This is a genomic window from Chryseobacterium sp. 2987 (genome assembly GCF_031456375.1).
GTDB lineage: Bacteria > Bacteroidota > Bacteroidia > Flavobacteriales > Weeksellaceae > Chryseobacterium > Chryseobacterium vaccae.
On record NZ_JAVDUN010000001.1, the window covers coordinates 999,668 to 1,019,612 of the forward strand.

General features: G+C 36.2%; 21 protein-coding genes. 14 read left to right on the plus strand and 7 right to left on the minus strand.

Annotation, left to right across the window (positions count from 1 at the left end):
* The first annotated feature begins 50 nt into the window (after window positions 1-50).
* Together J2Y40_RS04545 and J2Y40_RS04550 are read left to right on the plus strand one after the other, a co-directional pair.
* Window positions 51-1,232 (plus strand): glycosyltransferase family 39 protein, encoded by a 1,182-nt coding sequence (locus tag J2Y40_RS04545; RefSeq protein WP_309997386.1) that lies wholly within the window; start codon window positions 51-53, stop codon window positions 1,230-1,232.
* Window positions 1,233-1,862 carry a GDSL-type esterase/lipase family protein gene (locus tag J2Y40_RS04550; RefSeq protein WP_153393459.1) on the plus strand — a complete coding sequence of 210 codons (630 nt, stop codon included), beginning with the start codon at window positions 1,233-1,235 and terminating at the stop codon, window positions 1,860-1,862.
* A 60-nt stretch (window positions 1,863-1,922) separates the two neighbouring features.
* On the opposite strand, the gene J2Y40_RS04555 is transcribed toward J2Y40_RS04550, so the two are convergent.
* On the minus strand, window positions 1,923-2,279 hold the full coding sequence (locus J2Y40_RS04555; protein ID WP_153393456.1) for a diacylglycerol kinase family protein: 357 nt from the start codon (window positions 2,277-2,279) through the stop codon (window positions 1,923-1,925).
* Between the two features lie 198 nt (window positions 2,280-2,477).
* Here J2Y40_RS04555 and dnaN point away from each other — a divergent pair, with 198 nt between their 5' ends.
* The 6 genes from dnaN (at window position 2,478) to J2Y40_RS04585 (ending at window position 8,067) form a co-directional block, all read left to right on the plus strand.
* On the plus strand, window positions 2,478-3,608 hold the full coding sequence (dnaN, locus tag J2Y40_RS04560; RefSeq protein ID WP_153393453.1) for a DNA polymerase III subunit beta: 1,131 nt from the start codon (window positions 2,478-2,480) through the stop codon (window positions 3,606-3,608).
* 66 nt (window positions 3,609-3,674) lie between these two features.
* Window positions 3,675-4,274 carry a hypothetical protein gene (locus tag J2Y40_RS04565; RefSeq protein ID WP_309997392.1) on the plus strand — a complete coding sequence of 200 codons (600 nt, stop codon included), beginning with the start codon at window positions 3,675-3,677 and terminating at the stop codon, window positions 4,272-4,274.
* Window positions 4,193-4,408: a M23 family metallopeptidase gene (locus J2Y40_RS04570; RefSeq protein WP_309997394.1), complete on the plus strand. Its 216-nt coding sequence runs from the start codon at window positions 4,193-4,195 to the stop codon at window positions 4,406-4,408. Before J2Y40_RS04565 ends, J2Y40_RS04570 begins: the two co-directional genes overlap by 82 nt.
* Window positions 4,409-4,448: 40 nt before the next feature.
* Window positions 4,449-4,727 carry a hypothetical protein gene (locus tag J2Y40_RS04575; protein ID WP_309997396.1) on the plus strand — a complete coding sequence of 93 codons (279 nt, stop codon included), beginning with the start codon at window positions 4,449-4,451 and terminating at the stop codon, window positions 4,725-4,727.
* Window positions 4,728-4,767: 40 nt separating this feature from the next.
* Window positions 4,768-7,170: a phenylalanine--tRNA ligase subunit beta gene (gene pheT, locus J2Y40_RS04580; protein WP_309997398.1), complete on the plus strand. Its 2,403-nt coding sequence runs from the start codon at window positions 4,768-4,770 to the stop codon at window positions 7,168-7,170.
* Window positions 7,171-7,656: 486 nt separating this feature from the next.
* Window positions 7,657-8,067: an META domain-containing protein gene (locus J2Y40_RS04585; RefSeq protein WP_153393444.1), complete on the plus strand. Its 411-nt coding sequence runs from the start codon at window positions 7,657-7,659 to the stop codon at window positions 8,065-8,067.
* 49 nt (window positions 8,068-8,116) lie between these two features.
* On the opposite strand, the gene J2Y40_RS04590 is transcribed toward J2Y40_RS04585, so the two are convergent.
* The 5 genes from J2Y40_RS04590 to J2Y40_RS04610 form a co-directional block, all read right to left on the minus strand.
* Window positions 8,117-8,356 carry a hypothetical protein gene (locus J2Y40_RS04590; RefSeq protein WP_002977986.1) on the minus strand — a complete coding sequence of 80 codons (240 nt, stop codon included), beginning with the start codon at window positions 8,354-8,356 and terminating at the stop codon, window positions 8,117-8,119.
* Between the two features lie 37 nt (window positions 8,357-8,393).
* Window positions 8,394-9,713: a hypothetical protein gene (locus tag J2Y40_RS04595; RefSeq protein ID WP_309997401.1), complete on the minus strand. Its 1,320-nt coding sequence runs from the start codon at window positions 9,711-9,713 to the stop codon at window positions 8,394-8,396.
* 27 nt (window positions 9,714-9,740) lie between these two features.
* Window positions 9,741-10,631, minus strand: coding sequence for a 3-hydroxybutyryl-CoA dehydrogenase (locus J2Y40_RS04600; RefSeq protein ID WP_185152042.1), 891 nt, complete (start codon window positions 10,629-10,631; stop codon window positions 9,741-9,743).
* A gap of 10 nt (window positions 10,632-10,641) precedes the next feature.
* Window positions 10,642-11,052, minus strand: a complete 411-nt coding sequence (locus tag J2Y40_RS04605; protein WP_309997403.1) for a hypothetical protein — start codon at window positions 11,050-11,052, stop codon at window positions 10,642-10,644.
* An 89-nt stretch (window positions 11,053-11,141) separates the two neighbouring features.
* On the minus strand, window positions 11,142-12,104 hold the full coding sequence (locus J2Y40_RS04610; protein WP_153399805.1) for a Gfo/Idh/MocA family protein: 963 nt from the start codon (window positions 12,102-12,104) through the stop codon (window positions 11,142-11,144).
* A 134-nt stretch (window positions 12,105-12,238) separates the two neighbouring features.
* Here J2Y40_RS04610 and J2Y40_RS04615 point away from each other — a divergent pair, with 134 nt between their 5' ends.
* The 4 genes from J2Y40_RS04615 to J2Y40_RS04630 all read left to right on the plus strand — a co-directional run bounded on the left by J2Y40_RS04615 (window position 12,239) and on the right by J2Y40_RS04630 (window position 16,601).
* Entirely contained in the window at window positions 12,239-12,892 is a 654-nt protein-coding gene (locus tag J2Y40_RS04615; RefSeq protein ID WP_153393432.1) for a protein-L-isoaspartate(D-aspartate) O-methyltransferase, read from the plus strand.
* Between the two features lie 135 nt (window positions 12,893-13,027).
* Window positions 13,028-14,002 carry a D-glycerate dehydrogenase gene (locus J2Y40_RS04620; RefSeq protein WP_153393429.1) on the plus strand — a complete coding sequence of 325 codons (975 nt, stop codon included), beginning with the start codon at window positions 13,028-13,030 and terminating at the stop codon, window positions 14,000-14,002.
* Between the two features lie 60 nt (window positions 14,003-14,062).
* A complete protein-coding gene (locus J2Y40_RS04625; protein ID WP_309997407.1) occupies window positions 14,063-14,353 on the plus strand; it encodes a hypothetical protein in 291 nt (96 codons plus the stop codon).
* 262 nt (window positions 14,354-14,615) lie between these two features.
* On the plus strand, window positions 14,616-16,601 hold the full coding sequence (locus J2Y40_RS04630) for a urocanate hydratase (RefSeq protein WP_309997408.1): 1,986 nt from the start codon (window positions 14,616-14,618) through the stop codon (window positions 16,599-16,601).
* 521 nt (window positions 16,602-17,122) lie between these two features.
* On the opposite strand, the gene J2Y40_RS04635 is transcribed toward J2Y40_RS04630, so the two are convergent.
* Window positions 17,123-18,211: a DUF4365 domain-containing protein gene (locus tag J2Y40_RS04635; protein ID WP_309997410.1), complete on the minus strand. Its 1,089-nt coding sequence runs from the start codon at window positions 18,209-18,211 to the stop codon at window positions 17,123-17,125.
* A gap of 313 nt (window positions 18,212-18,524) precedes the next feature.
* On the opposite strand from J2Y40_RS04635, the gene J2Y40_RS04640 reads away from it, so the two are divergent.
* Complete coding sequence (locus J2Y40_RS04640; protein ID WP_309997412.1) at window positions 18,525-19,118, plus strand: hypothetical protein; 594 nt, start codon at window positions 18,525-18,527, stop codon at window positions 19,116-19,118.
* 125 nt (window positions 19,119-19,243) lie between these two features.
* Window positions 19,244-19,843: a hypothetical protein gene (locus tag J2Y40_RS04645; RefSeq protein WP_309997414.1), complete on the plus strand. Its 600-nt coding sequence runs from the start codon at window positions 19,244-19,246 to the stop codon at window positions 19,841-19,843.
* Window positions 19,844-19,945: the final 102 nt, after the last annotated feature.

A 19,945-nucleotide genomic window follows, 5' to 3' on the forward strand; every position in this document is an offset into this window, starting at 1 on the left:
AATTAATCATGACAAGACTAATGAATCTTTTGTTGAAATGTAAAGTTTTTATGATGTTTAACTTGGCAGTTCTTTTTCTGAAGATTTTTTATTCTCACAAAAAAAATTTTGAGGGACTTACCTTTGAAGATTGGGATATTGCTAATAATTTGGTTAAATATGGAGTGTATTCCGAATTTATGAGTGTGGGGCCTACCGCGTATAAGCTGCCGGTATATCCACTTTTTTTATCTCTATTCATTTATATTTTTGGGGACCATGCAAAAACAGCTGTTATTCTATCGCAGCATTTTATCTTTTTTCTAATCCCCCTGCTTTTTATTCTCATTTCAAAAATATTCAATAAAGATAAAATAGGAATTCTTACCGGATATTTATTTATAGGATCACCTGCCTACTTTCTCTATTCCAATACTTTGGAAATTACGAATGTTTTCATTTTTATTTTTCTGATCTTTCTATACTTTTTTTTAGTCATATGGAATGGAAAATATTCCTGGGGACACGTCATCATGCTGGGAATCAGTTCGGCAGTGTTATTTTTAAGCCAGGTGGTTGCAGTTCCGCTTTCCATGATTCTTTTACTGTGCCTTCTTTTATTTAAAAAAATTAAGCTGAAAGAAATGGTGGCAGTGCTGGGAATTATAGGCTGTTTATATACCCCGTGGGTAGCCCGGAATTACGTAACTTTTAATAAGATTATTCTATCCAAGAGCCCCGTTTGGCAGAATATACATTTCGGATATTTTCATGAAGTACAGGTTTTTGAGTCATTACAAAAAATATCTCTTCAGAAAAGCTCCGAAATAAGAAAAAAAAGAATGCATACCGATGAGTTCACCATGGAGAAAATATATGAAAAAGAAGTCAGGAGTATTGAAAAAAACAACCCTTATGTCTCACTGAAAAAAGCCGCTGCCAATGCACTTATGTTATGGTATGTACCATCAAGATATTTCTATGATTCCTCACCCGCAGTCATGGGAAGGAAAGTTTATGTTATCATTTTGAATTTTACTGTTTTGATAAGCTTGATCCAGTTATACAGGCACAAAAAGTGGGAATTATTTCTTTTTTCAATATTGTTGTTTGGTAACTTTACGGTACCTTATATGATAGGACAGGCCGGAATGACAAGATTTAAACTGGATTTTGAATGGTATCAGCTGTTTTTAGCAGCATACCTCGTGTATAACACTGTTTTTAATAAATATAAAAAAGAAACTGAATAAGTGAAAAAAATAGTATACGGGCTGTTCTTCGGAGACAGCATTACTTACGGAGAATATGACGGTGTTTTTGGCGGATGGGTTGATATTCTGAAAAGATACGCACTCCAGCAGTTCCATGAAGGAAATGGTGATGAACTCATCTTATTCAATCTTGGAATTGGCGGTGAAACAACTGAAGGGCTGCTGAAAAGAATGCCCCATGAATTAAGTGCAAGAAACTCAGCAGACGGAAATATTGTTTTTCTGGGATACGGAGCCAATGATCTGGCCATAAAAGACAATAAGCAGGTAGTAGGACATGAAAAATTCAAAAATAATATGATCGCTGCAGCTAAGGAAGCTAAAAAATTTTCTTCCGATATTTACCTGGTAAGTATTCTTCCTTTTGCTCAGAAAATAGATGGAGTAGTAGTAAACTCAGGAAAATTGAGAACCAATAAAGAAGTTATTGTGTACAATCGGATTCTCAGAGATATTGCGTCAGACCATGGGCTTGGTTATATCGATTTTTACACTGCTTTTTTTGAAGATAAGGAATTTCTGCTGTCGGCAGACGGTGTTCATCCCAATGAAAAAGGCTACGGAATTATGGCGGAAATAGCAATCCCAATCATCGAAAAATATTTATAATACAGAACCCTGCAGAAAGAGCAGGTACAAATGGAGATATCCCTGTTTTGAAATACTTTTTTATTGAAATAGATATTTTCTGTAAATAATAACTCCTGCAACAACTGCCAGAATACTCGTCAGAAGAACCGCGCCTGCTGCAATATCTTTAATAAAACCAATTCTTTTATCAAAATCAGGCTGAACCATATCACAAAGCTTTTCTACGGCTGTATTAAAGATTTCAGCGCTCAGAACCACAAAACAGACCAGAAGAATAAGAATGGCATCTGTAGCAGAAAGCTGTAAGTAAAAGATCAGAAAAATATTGATGAAGAAAGCCACAAGCTCAATTTGGAAATTCCTTTCCGTTTTTACCATTAAAAAAATACCGCGGAAAGCGTTAAAAAAACTTTTATGGACGGGTGGTTTTCGCATCGGGAAAATATTCTTGACAAATATAATTATTTGATCAAAAATAATTCATAAATTTATCATCGGAGGATTGTCTTCCTTATCAAAAAATTGAGATAGAAATAGTTGGGAAATTCTTTTGATGGTTGTTAATAACTCTCAGGATTATTTTTTTTAATCTATTTTCTATTTATTATATTTGTAAAAATTATTTTTAAATCTATGAAATTTATTATTTCAAGTGGTGAACTGCAGAAGGCTCTGCAAACTGTAAGTGGCGTAATATCAAGTTCTCAGTCGAGACCGATTTTAGAAAACTATCTTTTTGAATTAGACGGAAATAATGTTACCATTACAGCATCTGATGGCGAGACAACTCTTGTAACGTCCTTAGAAGTAAAGTCTGATGATTCAGGGAAATTTGCCGTTCCTGCTAAGATTTTCCAGGATTTTATCAAAACCTATGGCGAGCAGCCTTTAACGCTTGCTGTAAAAGACAATGCAGAAGGTACAGGAAGCCAGCTTGAGATCCTGGATGAAAAAGATAATTTCGCTGTAGCACTGGATAATGCAGACGATTATCCTGAACTGCCGGAATTTGATGCATCACAAAGCGTAACCATGCCTGCAGGTGTTTTATCTGAAGCATTAACCAATACCCTTTTTGCAACAAGTAACGATTCTCTTCGTCCCGTAATGACCGGGGTACTTTTCCAGTTTGGTGAAAATGAAACCAACTTTGTATCTACAGACTCTCACAGACTGGTAGTATACAAGAGATCTGACCTGATGAACCCTGAACCAATGGAATTCATCATGCCGAAAAAACCACTCAACATTTTCAAAAATATTCTGGCAAGCTCTAATGAAGACGTTACCATCGATTTCAATGAGAATATGGCCAAGTTTACTTTTGGCAAACATATTTGGATCTGCAGACTGATTGACGGGAAATATCCTAACTATACTGCGGTAATCCCTAAAGAAAATCCGAATATACTGACGATCAACAGAAATCTTTTATTAGGAGCAATCAAAAGAGCATCAATCATGTCCAACAAGTCAACCAATCAGGTTAGATTTAAGCTCTCTGCCAATATTCTTCACCTTCATGCAGAAGATACAGAATATGCCAACAAAGCAGATATGCAGATTCCTTGCGACTACAACGGAGAAGATATCAATATCGGGTTCAGTTCTAAGTTCTTAACAGAAATGCTTACCATTTTAGGTTCCGATGATATTACCATGAAAATGTCCCAGCCTAACAGACCGGGAATCATTGAGCCTCTTGACGGTCTTGAAGAAAGCGAAAATATTCTAATGTTATCAATGCCGGTGATCGGATTGTAATATTTTAAATACATAAAAACTCAAAAGAGGCTGAATTTTCAGTCTCTTTTTTTGATAAAACAAACCATGAAGAAAATATTGATCCTGATTGCAGGATTACAGTTTATCCAGATGTTTTCACAGAAAAATATCAAGGTATATCAGGAACGCAAGGAAGATACGGTAGCTTATTATGCAGACAACCGGGAGGTTTATCCCATGTCTTTTGTGTTTTCCGGAACACCGGAACTGGAAAATGCAACAGCTCCCGAAGTTTTTAAAGCAGTACAGGTTATACCAGCACAGTCATTCAAAAACCGGATTGCCTATTTTGTTGTAAAGGATAAGACAAAAAAGTGGGGCGCAAAAAAAATGCCGGGCTATACGATGTACACCGGCAATGTTAATCAGAATACCTATGATTCGGACTATAAGTACGATCTGCCGTTTAAAAAAGGTAATTCTTTCACAGTACATCAGGGATATAATGGAGCTTTTTCGCACCGTAATGAAAACTCCCTTGATTTTAAAATGCCGGAAGGCACAGAAATTACGGCTGCCAGAGAAGGAATCGTAACTGATTTTATTCAGCACAATAATACAGGATGCCCTACAATAAGCTGCATAGATCAGGGAAATTATGTTACGATAACTCAGACGGAACCTTTGCCCAATATTATCATTTGAAGGAGAATGGAGTTAAAGTGAATCTCGGTGATCAGGTAAAAAAGGGTGATGTGATAGCATTAAGCGGGAATACAGGCTGGTGTAACGGACCCCACCTGCATTTTGTATGTTATATTCCCAATCTTGCAGAATAAAAGCTGATGAAGACGATAAAAACACTTTTTAGAACAGGTAATGGAAGTAAGACGGAGTATCTTATGGAGAAAAAGAAATATTTCAGAGGATACTGAGTTTTCGACTGGGCCAGGCACAAAGAAAAAGCGTTTTGATGCGATGGAAGAAGATTGTTCTGCCAGACAGGTATTAAAACAAATCAAAGGAATTTATCCTATTAAAGTCGCTTCTAAATTTCGCTGTTTCTTAAAAAAACACGACATTTGTAGCGCGAAAACTCACGTAAATATTTACGTGAATCTTCAAATAAAAGTTCAAAATAGAGCAAATGAAATCTAAGGTTTCATTTGACGGGTAAAATTAGTAGATCGATAAACAAATGAAAATATCAAACAACTGGCTGAAAGACTATGTCAAAACGGAACTGAAAACGGAAAGGATTGGAGAATTCCTTACAGATATAGGTCTTGAAGTTGAAGGGATAGAAAAATTTGAAAGTGTAAAAGGCAGTCTGGAAGGAATTGTTGTAGGAAAAGTATTGACCTGCGAGAAACATCCGAATGCAGACAAACTGAAAAAAACTACGGTGGATGTAGGAAACGGAAAAGTTTTAAACATCGTGTGCGGTGCTCCTAATGTGGAAGCCGGACAGACCGTGCCTGTAGCGGTGGTAGGAACTAAAATTTATGATAAAACCGGGAACTTTTTCGAAATCAAGGAAGCAAAGATCAGAGGAGAGGTTTCTCAGGGAATGATCTGTGCAGAAGATGAGCTTGGATTAAGTGAAGATCACGGTGGAATCATGGTTTTAGACGAAACCAAATATGAAGTAGGAAAAAACTTTGCCGATTATTTTGAACTGACCAATGATGAAGTTTTTGAAATCGGTCTGACACCTAACAGGACAGATGCCATGTCACATTACGGTGTGGCAAGAGACCTGTACGCTTTTCTTTCCACTAATCAGCAGAAGTCAACGTTTGAGAAAGTTTCCTCTGTCGTTTTAAACGGTGAAGGTACCCACGAATTTACTCTGGAGGTAGAAGATACTGCGCTTTGCCCAAGATATATCGGAGCCGTTATTGAAGAGGTAAAAGTAGCAGATTCTCCGGCTTGGTTAAAAGACAGACTGAAAGCTATCGGATTAAGCCCGATTAACAATATTGTAGACATCACCAACTATATCCTTCACGGCTATGGACAGCCGCTTCATGCTTTTGATGCAGATAAGATTGCAGATAAAAAAGTAAAAGTAGGGGTGGTAAAAGAAGGAACAAAATTCAAAACTCTTGACGGAACAGAAAGAACCTTGAACGGTTCCGAGATCATGATCAAAGACGGTAAAGATAACCCGATGTGTATTGCAGGAGTGTTCGGCGGGGCAGAATCCGGGGTTTCTGATGCTACAAAAACCATATTCCTGGAAAGTGCTTATTTCAATCCGGTAGCGGTAAGAAAAGGAGCAAAATTCCACGGACTGAATACAGATGCTTCTTTCAGGTTTGAAAGAGGAGTTGATCCTAATATTACCAGAACAGCAATTACCCATGCCATTAAAATGATCCAGGAAATTGCAGGAGGAAAATTTGTAGGAGAACTGTTAGAAGAATATCCAAAGAAAATTGAAGACAGCTATGTGATCATCAGATTCTCTAAGATTGAACAGATTTTAGGAACAAAAATTCACAGAGAGAAAGTAAAAGAAATTTTAAAAGCCCTTGAGATTCAGGTACTGAACGAAATTCAGAACGGTCTTGAAATCTCTGTACCGGCTTATAGAGCAGATGTAACAAGAGAAATCGACGTTATTGAAGAGATTCTTAGAATTTACGGATACAACAAAATTGATGCTCCACAAAAGATCTCCTTTACTCCTGTAAAATTAAATGCAAATGACCAGGATGAACTGGAAAACAGCTGGGCAAGAACATTACAGGGATTAGGTTTCAATGAAGTGATGAACAATTCTCTGACCTCTGTGAAAGATGAAACAGATGCCGTGAAGCTGTTAAACCCATTGAGCGGTGATCTTGCATTTATGAGAAAATCTTTATTGGAAGGGCTTCTTCAGAATGCTGTTTACAATATCAACAGAAAAAATCAGGACATTAAGTTCTTTGAACTGGGTAAAATTTACCACAAGAGAGATAAATATGAAGAAAGAAAACAGCTGGCCATTCTTGTTTCCGGAAGAGATGCTGCAGAAAACTGGCTGCTGCCAAAATCTGCGGTAAGTTTCTATAACCTTAAAGCTTACGTTAAAGTTTTATTGGAAAAACTAATGGTTGATTATAAAGAAACGGCTTTATCTGATGAAAGATTCTCTGACGCCTTAGCTTATGAAGTGAACGGAAAAACGTTGGTAAGAATTGGTAAAGTAGCTCCTACATTGCTGAAAGATGCTGATGTTGACCAGGAATGCTTCTATGCTGAAATAGAACTGGAACTGGCTCAGGAATTACGCTCTAAGAATACCCTGAAATTTAAGGATATTCCTAAATTCAACAAGATCAGAAGAGACCTTGCATTATTGATTGATAAGAATGTAAACTATCAGGATCTTTACCAGACTGCAAAGAAAAATAAATCCCCATTCATTAAAAACATCAACTTATTTGATGTATATGAAGGGAAAAATCTTCCGGAAGGAAAGAAATCTTATGCGATGAGCTTTGAGCTTCTGAATGAAGAAAAAACACTGGAAGAAAAAGAAATTTCAGAAGTAATGGATTCTTTAATCAAAGCATTCCAGAAAGAATACAATGCAGAATTAAGATCTTAATTCAATAGAATAATATACTTATAAAACGGACTTTTTAGTCCGTTTTTTTTGTTATATAAAATTCTTATTATAAAATCCAAACTGCATTTTTTTAGTTGGAAAACGCAATGTCGCAAGGTTTTTTGACTATGCAGATGTTTTTAGGGCGCAAGAAAATCAGAGATTTTCAGCAAGTTTCCCAGTGTCATATTTTATCGCAGATAAAATCTTTGCGCCTTATGTACCCAGGAAGTTGGCAAAAAAAATAGCGTTTTTGCGCAAACCCAATAAAAGCAATTCCCAAAAATCTGCGCCATCTGCAAAATCAGCGAGCGAATAAAAAACTATCCAAAATTCATTCGTGCATCCGTGGCAGATCAGAATAAATTTTTAATAAAATCATTGGAAGAAATAGTAAAATAAACCTCTTAAAAAAGTAATAAAATTTCTCGCAAACCGTTTAGATAATATAAAATCCGTAAATTTGATTAATTCTAAAAGAAAAAAATGAAAAATCTTTTTTTAAGTATATGTGCGGCAGCAGTTTTGGCGTCGTGTGGTGCAGCAACAAGTGCTTCTGCTTCAAAAGTAGGAAAAGCGCAACCTTCATTAGAAAATACAAAATGGACCCTTGCAGATAACGTAAAAGGAAAAATTCCTACCCTGAATTTTGAAGGAGAAAAGATCAATGGTAATGCAGGATGCAATAATTATTTCGGAACGGCTAAAATAGAATCTTCTACAGGTACTTTCTCTGCAGGGCAGTTAGGATCTACCAAAATGATGTGCAACAGCATGAGTGTGGAACAGAATTTTATGGATATGGTAGGGAAAGCCAATAAATATGTGATTTCCGGGAATACCTTAGAGCTTTACAAAGACAATCTTTTATTGTTGAAGTTCAACAAAACAGAATAAAAAATAAAAGGAACTCAATTTGAGTTCCTTTTTTATGTTTAGATTGTTATTAATCTTCCTCTTCTTCGTCGTACTTAGCCAACTCTTCATCGCACCATTTAAATGCCGCTTCTACCACTTTAGTAGCTTCATCCGCCATTGTTTCTTCATCATCACCTTCAAGATCATCTAACCACTCAACCTCTTCTTCCTCAACGTTTAAGATAAATCTTGGATATTCTGTGTGTACTACGAATAGATCTTCAGGAAATTCCGAATTATCTGCTAATAAAAACTTTGGTAATTTCATTTTTTTAATGTTTTAACTTTAATCAAAGATAATAAAATTATTGATATTTATTCTTGTCGATTTTAATTTTTTGTAAAACTTTATACCATGTCAAGGTAGTTTTACGAACCGTATCCTGAGGTTTATAAGTGAGTGTGACATTGGAATTTACCGTACTGACAAGTTCTGCTGTTTTCATTTTATTCATGTCTTCTTCATTTTTCGTAACATAGAACTGTAAAGGAACCTTATCCAGTTTTTCATTTTCCAGAAATTCTGAAACTGCTTTTCTGTTTTCCAGATAATTTCCTTTGGACAGCCAGGTAAAAGTCATTCCGGTCATGATACTCAGTATGCTGATGAGATAGGTTCTCATCCCGAAAATTGCAAATAGCCTGTTGAAATAGACCAGCCACAGCGGAACAAGAAATGGTCCTATGATTCTGTAATCCATTGCATTCACAGAATAAAAATACTGGATAAAGTAAGAGCATACAACTCCCGTAACACTGATGGTTAAAAAGAACTGTTCTGTTTCTGACAACTTTTTATTTATTAAAAGATAGATCAGTAAAACGATATTTAAACCTCCGATACCATAAATAGCATAATTGATTTTGCCTCCACCCGGATCAGCAATATGAATAAAAGGGTTAAAGGAAGTAGCAATCCCCTGGAAAAGTTCTCTTAGTAATTTAGAAGTAGGATAGAGTCCTACTTCCAGAAAGGTTTTAACATAATTCTGATTAAAATAATCGATAAACAGGAATTTGTAAGCTATTACAAATGCTAAACCGATGAATCCTGATAATATAAATGCCGGGCTATATTTCTTTTTCAGGGACAATAGTCCGAAAAGACCGGTTCCGGCTATAAAAAACAGGGCACTGTATCGGATGTTGTAAAGAGCAATTAATGAAAGAGAGAGATAAAAAACAGCTTTTCCTTTTTCAAGCTTTCCGGTAATGATCTGTGAGGCGGTATAAAGAAACAGGAAAACAAACGGAAGAATGAATGGTTCACTCATGGTATACGCATAAAGCGAAACAAAACTGAACAGAGCACTCATCATAATGGCTTCTCTTTTATAGAAGTCTTTTGCCCAGCAGAAGCAGACAATAAATAACAAGGCTGTTATACCCAGCGCTTTGCTTCCCCAGAACTCATCAAATCCCATAAAAGTAAACAATTTGATGGCTGCCGGATAGCCCAAAGGAGTAGTGGTGTTATCAATAACCGGGAAAACATGAGCAAACCTCATAAAGCGGATAGAGTCCGGGTTTACCCTTCCTTTTTCATTCAGCAGAAAACGTAAAATGGTCATCATTACCGTAATGATGACCATTGCTATCTGGATATTTTTTTCTTTTATTCTCATTAAGCTAAAAAATAATCCCTGAAGAATTTATTTCAAAAACATTTTTGAAACTTTTTCAGCTTTTTTGCTTTCAGAATAATCATAGAACCCTTCTCCGGATTTTACCCCAAGTTTTCCAGCCATTACCATGTTGACAAGAAGCGGATTGGGAGCATATTTAGGATTTTTAAAGCCTTCATACATAACATTAAGAATAGCAAGGCATACGTCAAGTCCGATAAAATCTGCCAGTTGAAGAGGTCCCATCGGATGTGCCATTCCAAGCTTCATCACCGTATCAATTTCTTCTACACCTGCCACTCCGTTGTAAAGAGTTTCGATAGATTCGTTGATCATTGGCATCAGGATTCTGTTGGCAACAAAACCAGGATAATCATTTACCTCTACAGGAACTTTGCCCAAAGTTTTGCTCATTTCATAAATAGAATCAAAAGTCTCTTTAGAAGTAGAATATCCTTTGATGATCTCTACAAGCTTCATAATAGGCACCGGGTTCATAAAGTGCATCCCGATTACTTTGTCAGCTCTTTTTGTAGCTGCTGCAATCTTAGTAATAGAAATAGATGAAGTATTGGTAGCCAGAATACAGTTTTCAGGAGCAAATTCGTCCATCTGTCCGAAAATTTTTAGTTTCAGATCCTGATTTTCAGTAGCAGCTTCCACGATAAGGTCAGCAGCTCCCACAGCATTTTTAAGTTCAGTAAAAGTGCTGATGTTTCCTAACGTCTCAGCTTTTTGCTCTTCTGTAAGGTTCCCTTTAGCTATAATTCTGTCAAGATTGGTCGTAATGGTTTTCAGGCCTCTGTCCAGCGCATCCTGAGAAACATCTACCAGATTTACTTTGAATCCGCTTTGTGCAAAAGTATGCGCAATACCATTCCCCATGGTTCCTGCCCCGATAACTACGATGTTTTTGATCATTTTTCTTTTATTTTTTATAGATAGTTAAATTTTTTCTGTTCATAAGATCGTCCTGATAAACGGTTACCGCCTTATTAAAATTGACGTTTCCGTCTCTATTCTGGTTTCTTTTCTGATTTTGTGAAGATATAACAGAAGAAAGACCTCTCATAAAAATATCTTTCTGCTTTTTCCCAAGCCCGCTGATACTAATGTATAAATTGAATTCTCCTTCTCTTCCAAGGCCGCTCTGAATAAGGATTTCAAAAGCTTTAGACTGGTTTTTCTTTTCAAACTGCTTCAGATAATTCAGTACCGGTTCTGTGGAAGGTGTTCCGCAGCAGATGCTGGAATAGCCTATTTCTATGTAAGCCGGGCTTTTTTGTGCAGAAAAAAAAGTAAAGCAGAAAAGTCCTGTTATAATGAGTAAGTTTTTCATTTTCTTAGCTTTAAAAATAAGCTTAATATTTTATCTGATAAAATCTATTTTTTTTTTTCTGAAAGAAGGTTATATCAGTTTCGTCCTGATTAGGAAATCAATTTTACAATTTCAAGAGCTACTTTTAATGCTTCAGTTCCGTCTTCCAGAGAAACTTCTACGTTTTTACCATCAGTAATGGCGTATGCAAGAGAGTTCAGTTCATCCAGAATAGCATTGTTTGCCTGAATATTAGGATATTCAAATAAAATCTGATTCTTTTCTCCATCAGCATTTTCAATGATCATATCGAAAGGAGTCGGATTTTCCGGAGCATCTTTCATTCGGATTACTTCAGCTTTTTTCTCTAAGAAATCAACGGAAATATACGCATCTTTCTGGAAGAAACGACTTTTTCTCATGGCCTTCATAGATATTCTGGAAGTCGTAAGGTTGGCTACACAACCGTTTTCAAACTCAATTCTGGCATTGGCGATATCCGGGGTTTTGCTTACAACACACACACCGCTTGCATGAATATTTTTTACTTTGGATTTTACCATGCTCAATAAAATATCCAGATCGTGAATCATAAGGTCCAGTACAACAGAAACATCCGTCCCGCGTGGATTGAATTCAGCAAGTCTGTGAATTTCAATAAACATAGGATTTTGGATGTATTCTTTAGTAGCGATAAAAGCGGGATTGTATCGTTCCACATGGCCTACCTGAGCTTTAATACCGTTTTCCTGACACAGACGTAAGATTTCTTCTGCCTGCTCAAGCGTTTGGGTAACCGGTTTTTCAATGAAAAAATGAAGCTTTTTTTCAATGGCTTTTAATGCATAATCATAGTGATAAACCGTTGGAGTTACAATATCCAGCATATCAATCTGCTCCAGAAGTTCATCAAAATTTTCAAAATATTTATATCCGAATTCAGCTTCTATTTTCTTTCCGTTTTCAACATCTTTATCATGAAAACCTACCAGTTCATACTTATCAGACTGATTCAGAAGTCTTAAATGGATCTTTCCAAGATGTCCGGCACCTACCAAACCTGCTTTTAACATAGCTTTTTTAATTTCTGTAAAGATAATAATTTTAGGTATTAAGAAATACTCTGCAGCTTTTAGGTTGATCAATATGGATAGTTTTTTTACTTTTGCAGGAACGATTACCCAAACCTTAATATCCATACCCACCCATGACGCACGATTCGTTTGTACATAAAGGAAAAAGAAAGATCCTTGTGGACTATCTCCGACAAAGGATCGGAATTTCAGATGAAAATGTACTTTCGGCAATGAATGAAGTCCCGAGACACCTTTTTATTGAAAGTATTTTTGAAGATTTTGCCTATGAAGACCGGGCATTTCCTATTCTTGCCCAACAGACCATTTCGCATCCTTCAACGGTAGCGGAGCAGTCTGAGCTCCTGCAGGTACAACCCGGAGAAAAAATTCTGGAAATAGGAACAGGCTGTGGGTATCAGACGGCTGTTCTGCTGGCCATGAAAGGGTTGGTATATACCGTAGAAAGACAGAAAGACCTTTTTGATTTTTCAAAGAAGAAACTTAGAGAAATGCATTTGTATCCTAAATTTCAGAGCTTTGGGGATGGATTTGCAGGACTTCCCACCTTTGCTCCTTTTGATAAGATCATCGTAACCTGTGGAGCATCAGTTCTCCCTACAGAATTACTGAAACAGCTAAAAGTAGGAGGGAAAATGGTGATTCCATTAGGTCCTACAGATGAGCAGGTTTTATACAGATTTACAAAAGTAGGCCCAACCCAGTTTGAAAAAGAAGAATTCGGAGCCTATAAATTTGTGCCAATGCTTGGAAACACTAATCATTAGCAACAATTCTAAGGTGTAAAGTTCATTTCGGAATGAAAATTGGACTCGAAACTAAACCTAATTTAATATTAAAGTTATAACCTTACTTTTTATGGGAGTAAGGTTTTTTTATGGAGCTCATTAATCAAAGACAATATGAAAGTTTTTATCAATAAAAGAATTCCTGAGATCGGGATCACCATGTTGGAAAGAGAAGGAATAGATATTATATTTCCTGAAAAAGAAGATCTTTCTTATGAAGAATGGCTGTGGCACTGCAGAAATGCAGATGCCGTTTTAAACGTAGGAAATACATTCAGATATGATAAAACATTTTTTCAAGAATGTCCGAATATTAAAGCGATTGTACTTTACTCGGTAGGTTTTGATCATGTAGATATTCAGGAAGCTGACCGCAGAAAAATTCCCGTTGGAAATACTCCTGATGTTTTAAGCAGAGCCACGTCAGATACAGCATTCCTGCTGATGCAGTCTGTGGCCAGAAGAGCAGGATATAATTTTCAGAAAGTAAAAGAGGGAAATTGGGGAGCATTTGATCCGATGGATGCTTTGGGGCAGGAACTCTACGGAAAGACATTGGGAATCTTCGGTCTGGGAAGAATAGGCTTTGAAATGGCAAAAAAATCACAGAGAGCCTTTGATATGAAGATTATCTATTATAACCGCCACCGGAATGAAGAAGCAGAAAAAGAACTGAATGCGGACTATGTTTCTTTTGATGAATTGATCATGAATTCAGATGTACTGAGTATTCATGCCAGTTTTAGCCCTGAACAGAAAGACCTTTTTAATCATTCGGTTTTTGAGAAGATGAGATCTGGTGCTATTTTTATCAACACAGCGAGGGGAGGTTTTCACAATCAGGAAGATCTTTACCAGGCGATTGTTTCCGGCCAGATCTGGGGAGCAGGACTGGATGTAACAAATCCTGAACCCATGTCTCAGGATGATCCTCTTCTGGAACTTTCAACAGTTTGTGTGCTGCCTCATATAGGCTCGGCCACTATTGAAGCCCGAAACGGAATGGCAAGGCTGGCTGCAGAAAACATCATTGCTCTTTCAAAAGGAGGAAAAATGCCGTACTGTGCAAATCCTGAAGTATATTCATAGAAAATCTACAACTTGGAATTATTTTTGTTCTGTTTTTATAAACCTTAAATACTCAATACCATGACACCCGAAAATAATAACACCGAACAAGACAGAAGATTGGAACAGATGGATTACAGTCCGGATGAAGATATATTCAATAAACAAAAGCATATTCCGCTGGATGGGGACGGAAATCCTATCCTCAGTGAAGAAGATGATGATAAGATTGATAAAGGATTAGATATTCCCGGAGTAGAAGACGATGATGAAATGGAAGAAATAGGATCTGAAGATGAAGAAAATAATTATTGGAGTCTCAGTGATAATGCAGATGATCATGAAGAGGAAAATGATGATGTCTTAACTTAAAATATTGAATAGCAACAGAACAGCCTTACTGAAATTTCAGTGAGGTTTTTTATTTTAAATCCAATGAGTACATCCATACAATTATTCGAGCATTCGCAACATAAAAAAATCTTGGAGTATAAGATGTTCCGGAAACAGTGTTATTTTGCGTATAGCCCTCTGCTTTAAAAGAAACAAATTCGCTTTTTCCCCCTATTAGTTGCTTATTTTTCCTAATTTGAATATCTTTAAAACTTCAAAACGTTGAATTTTAAACAGCAATATGACATTTCAAGAACAGATACAGCAGGGGATTCCAAATCAGCTGCCACAGCCGAAACCCTACGAAACCAATATCAACCATGCTCCAAAGCGTAAAGAAATTCTGGGCGAAGAGGAAAAAAAGCTGGCATTAAAGAATGCACTGCGTTATTTTGATCCTAAATTTCATGCAGAATTAATTCCGGAATTTAAAAAAGAACTGGAAGATTACGGAAGGATTTATATGTACCGTTTCCGTCCAGATTATGAAATGAAGGCAAGATCCATCGCTGATTATCCCGGAAAATCGGAACAGGCTAAAGCCATCATGCTGATGATCCAGAACAATCTGGATTATGCCGTGGCGCAGCACCCTCACGAACTTATTACGTATGGTGGAAACGGGGCGGTTTTTTCCAACTGGGCGCAGTATCTGTTAACGATGAAATATTTATCGGAAATGTCAGATGAGCAGACACTGGTGATGTATTCAGGTCATCCGATGGGACTGTTTCCATCACATAAAGATGCACCAAGAGTGGTGGTAACCAACGGAATGATGATCCCGAATTATTCAAAGCCGGACGATTGGGAGAAATTCAATGCGTTAGGGGTTACCCAATACGGGCAGATGACTGCCGGAAGCTATATGTATATCGGGCCACAAGGGATTGTTCACGGAACAACCATTACCGTTCTTAATGCATTCAGAAAAATAAATAAAGAACCAAAAGGAGGTCTTTTTGTGACTTCAGGGTTAGGAGGAATGAGCGGTGCTCAGCCGAAAGCAGGAAATATTGCAGGCTGTGTTACAGTATGTGCCGAAGTAAATCCAAAGATTACAAAAATCCGTCACGAGCAAAAATGGGTCAACGAAATTCATGAAGACCTTGATGAACTGGTAAAAAGAGTAAAAGAGGCTCAACAGAATAAAGAAACCGTTTCTTTAGCCTACCTTGGAAATATTGTTGAAGTTTGGGAAAAATTTGACCAGGAAGATCTGAGAATTGATATAGGATCAGATCAAACCTCACTTCACAACCCTTGGGCAGGAGGATATTATCCGGCAGGGCAGAGCTTTGAGGAATCCAATACCATGATGGCGGAAAATCCTGAATTATTCAGAGAAAAAGTTCAGGAGACATTAAGAAGACACGCTGCTGCTATTAATAAACACACTCAAAAAGGAACGTATTTCTTTGATTACGGAAATGCCTTTTTACTGGAAGCTTCCAGAGCCGGAGCTGATGTAATGGCAGAGCATCCGACATTGGGAAGAGAATTCAGATATCCAAGCTATGTTCAGGATATCATGGGACCTATGTGCTTTGATTACGGATTCGGGCCTTTCCGTTGGGTATGTGCAAGCGGAAATCCTGAAGATCTTCAGAAGACCGATAATATTGCCTGCGCTGTTTTAGAGGAAATGATTAAAAATTCTCCTGAAGAAATCCAGCAGCAGATGAAAGATAACATTCAGTGGATCAAAGGAGCTCAGGAAAATAAGCTGGTGGTAGGTTCGCAGGCCAGAATCCTGTATGCTGATGCAGAAGGAAGAATGAAGATTGCGGAAGCATTCAACAATGCTATCAATAAAGGAGAAATCGGACCTGTGGTACTGGGAAGAGATCACCATGATGTTTCCGGGACAGATTCGCCGTACAGAGAGACGTCCAATATTTATGACGGTTCCAGATTTACCGCAGATATGGCTATCCATAACGTGATCGGAGACAGTTTCCGAGGGGCAACTTGGGTGTCTATCCACAACGGTGGAGGAGTAGGTTGGGGAGAAGTTATCAACGGAGGTTTCGGAATGCTGCTTGACGGAAGCGCAGATGCTGACAGAAGGCTGAAATCTATGTTGTTCTGGGATGTCAATAACGGAATTTCAAGAAGAAGCTGGGCCAGAAATGAAGGCGCTGTTTTTGCCATCAAAAGAGCGATGGAAGCAGAACCGAACTTAAAAGTAACACTTCCGAATTTTGTAGATGAGAGTTTGTTTTAATTTAAACAAAAATTTATATCATAAAAGAACTTTGCTGTATTTGTATTGCAAAGTTCTTTTTATTTTTACCAAAACTTAAACCTTGAAATATTTGAAAAAATATAAAGCTTTAACTATTAAAAAGCAGTTTGTTTTAGCATCAGAAGACCAAAAAGAGATTTGGAAGAATTGTAGAAACGAATGAGTTTTTTTCTTCAGGATATTATATTATTTTGAATTCCAGAAGTTATGACATAAAAAACGTTGGATTTCTAAAGAACGATGTTGAACTTTACCATTCTAAAGGTGTTATTTATTTTACAGATTTGCAAGAGGAGAGAATCATCAAATCTGGAGAAGTTAGAATTTTTTTTCATATTCAGACCGATGATTCTGTGAATGATTTACTGATATTGTTTTTCCTACATTATTCGACACAAGAGTTTAATTATATTGGAGGTGATGGAGATTAGTATTTTATGGATGAGATTTTGTTTTAAAAACCTTTTATAAAAACCTGCTGTGAAGCAGTTTTTTTCTGTTCATAATTTTTCTAAGATTTTTTTTATCAATTCTTTGGCATCTTCAAATTCATTTATCAAAAATTTTAACACTTCAATATGTTGATTTTTTGCTTCTTTAAAAAATGAGAAATTAAATGTAGGTGTATTTTTGAGAGTTTCTTTCAAGTTTATATATTCCGACAATGCAGATTCAATCTGGTTTGGGAGTTGCCTAAAATTACCTTTGAGAGTTTTCTTCAAATCTAGATGTTCTGATAATATGGAAGAAATTTGGTTAGGCGTTTGTCCTATACTATCACCAATAGATTCTTCGAATTTTGAAATAGAAATATATTGAGTAATTAAAAATTTTTCAAAAGAATTAATTCCTACTGAATATAATTGTGAAAATAAATCAACTTCAGTTTCTAATCTTTTTGTAGTTATATTCATAGTTCTTGATATTCCTTTGTATAAAATTGAAACTTCAGTTATAACATTAGGCAGATTTTTTTGGCTGAGCTCCTTTAATTTACCACCCATATTGATTGTTTCGTCAGTTTGCTTTTCAATTATTGCTGTAATATTGTTCAGGCAATCTACTGCATTACCTAGTGATTTTAAATCTTCGATTATGTCTGTGATTTCATTAGAGTCTACTCTACCGCGATATATATCAAATCTTTTATCATTTTTTTTGGATACAATTTTGGCAAGTCTCTTTTCTGATTTTTCATTGAACTCTTGACTAAAAGGAATTTCAATCTTCCAACTTTTTTTATTCTTTCTTAAATTAGTCTCTGTTATTTCTTGCCAATATGTTTTTCCCTCTTCTGGAATATACGCTATAAGAATAATTGGTATATTCAGATTTAACCAATAATTATAATGTATATTAGTTACATAATGAGATAATCCTTTTTGAGTTTTATAGAAATTTCCTGAACCACTTTTAATTTGAAGAGCTATAAATCTTCCTGTTGGTTCACCATTTTCCACTTCTTCAATTATAGCATCTAATCCTACATCAACAATTGGTTGTTCACGAAATATCCATCCAAGATTTTGAATTACAATTTTTTCAGTTTCATTAACTCCTAATCTTTCAGTTGGATTATATCTATTCATAAATATTTGCTAAATTCTTATTAGTGTGAAGTATTAATTATAATTCCCAAATATAAAAAAACGAACTTAACAGGAACTATGTTTTTCCACAATTATAAACCTACAACTTCGCCAACACCTCCGAAACTCTAAAACAATAGTGAAACAAACCTTCAAAGTCCTTGGCTATTATTAATCATTCAAACTACTTAATGGTTTAAATAATATGAGTGATAGTAGGTTTTATTGGGCAATGAAAAATCTCTTATTTATTTTTAATAGATATTCCAACCTTTTTCATCTTTAGTGCATCTTTATAATAAAAGACATCCTCATGAAAATCAACATACCTACACCTTGCCATGAAAACTGGAATAACATGACCCCTGATGAAAAAGGAAGATTCTGCTCAGTCTGTTCCAAAACGGTCAGAGATTTCAGAAAAGCTTCAGATCAAGAAATTGTGGATGTTTTCTCTGGTTCTTCAAAAAATATATGTGGAAATTTTAATGAAACCCAATTGGGGAGAGACTTGCGGTATTCCTTTGTTAATGCTCTTTTTATGAAATTTGCAGTGGGTTTTATGCTGACAGCAGGAGGATTTGTTTCTTTAGAAGCACAGCAAAAAGATCTGCCTGCACAATTAGCTGGTTTAAGCGGGAAGGCTTTTGCGCCTGTGGTAAAAGATAGTTTATTTTCGCGAAGAATGATCGGAGGGGCTTCAATGAGTCTGCAGAATCATCAAGAGCCATTATGCCTCCTCAATGGGAAAGTAAGCAGCCTGGAAGAGCTCAGGAAGATAGATCCTGATATGATAAAGAGAATGAAGGTTCTTGATAAAAATAAAGCAAGCGCAATGTTTTCAAATGAAAAAGCTAAAAATGGAGTTATTCTGGTAACCACTAAGAAGAGAAAATTCAGAAAATAAAACCTTCCATGCGGGAATTTTGTTCGTACTTTACTGAAGAAATATTTTATACTCTTAAATAAAAAAATAATCCCATTCCAACCTTTTTGCTCTTAAAAGCATCTTTATAATAAAAAGAAACCCTCATGAAAATCACCATACCTACTCCTTGCCACGAAAACTGGAATAATATGTCTCCTGATGAAAAGGGAAGGTTCTGTTCTGTTTGTTCCAAGACAGTCAGAGATTTCAGAACTTCTACAGATGAAGAAATTATGGATGTTTTTTCAGATTCTTCAGAAAATATATGCGGAAATTTTAATCCGTCACAGCTCAACAGGGATTTACATTACTCCACTATCAATGCTCTTTTTGCAAAATTTGCGGTGGGTTTTGCTTTAACAGCAGGAGGCCTTATAGCCGTAAATGCGCAGCAAAGTGTAAAAAATGATACGGTAGAAACAGCGGAGTTAAAAGATGTGGTATTATTGGGATTTCAAAAGGACAACAAAGCCCATCAACGGATGCTGGTTGGAGGAGGAACAGTCGTTAATCGGAGAGATATTGAACCTCTATATGTATTAAATGGAAAGATATCTGATTATGAATCAACCAGAAGTCTTGATCAAAACTCAATTAAAGAAATGAAAATTTTAAAAGGTAGTGAGGCGACTGCTTTATATGGAGATAAAGCTAAAAATGGAGTCGTATTGATCACAACTAAGAAGAGACAGTTCAGAAAATAAAAATCTCCGGTACTGATTACCGGAGATTTTGTTTAAGATATAGATAACTGTCAGAAATTAAAAGCCCGAAATAAACTTCCATCCTCCCTTCTTCAGTTTCCC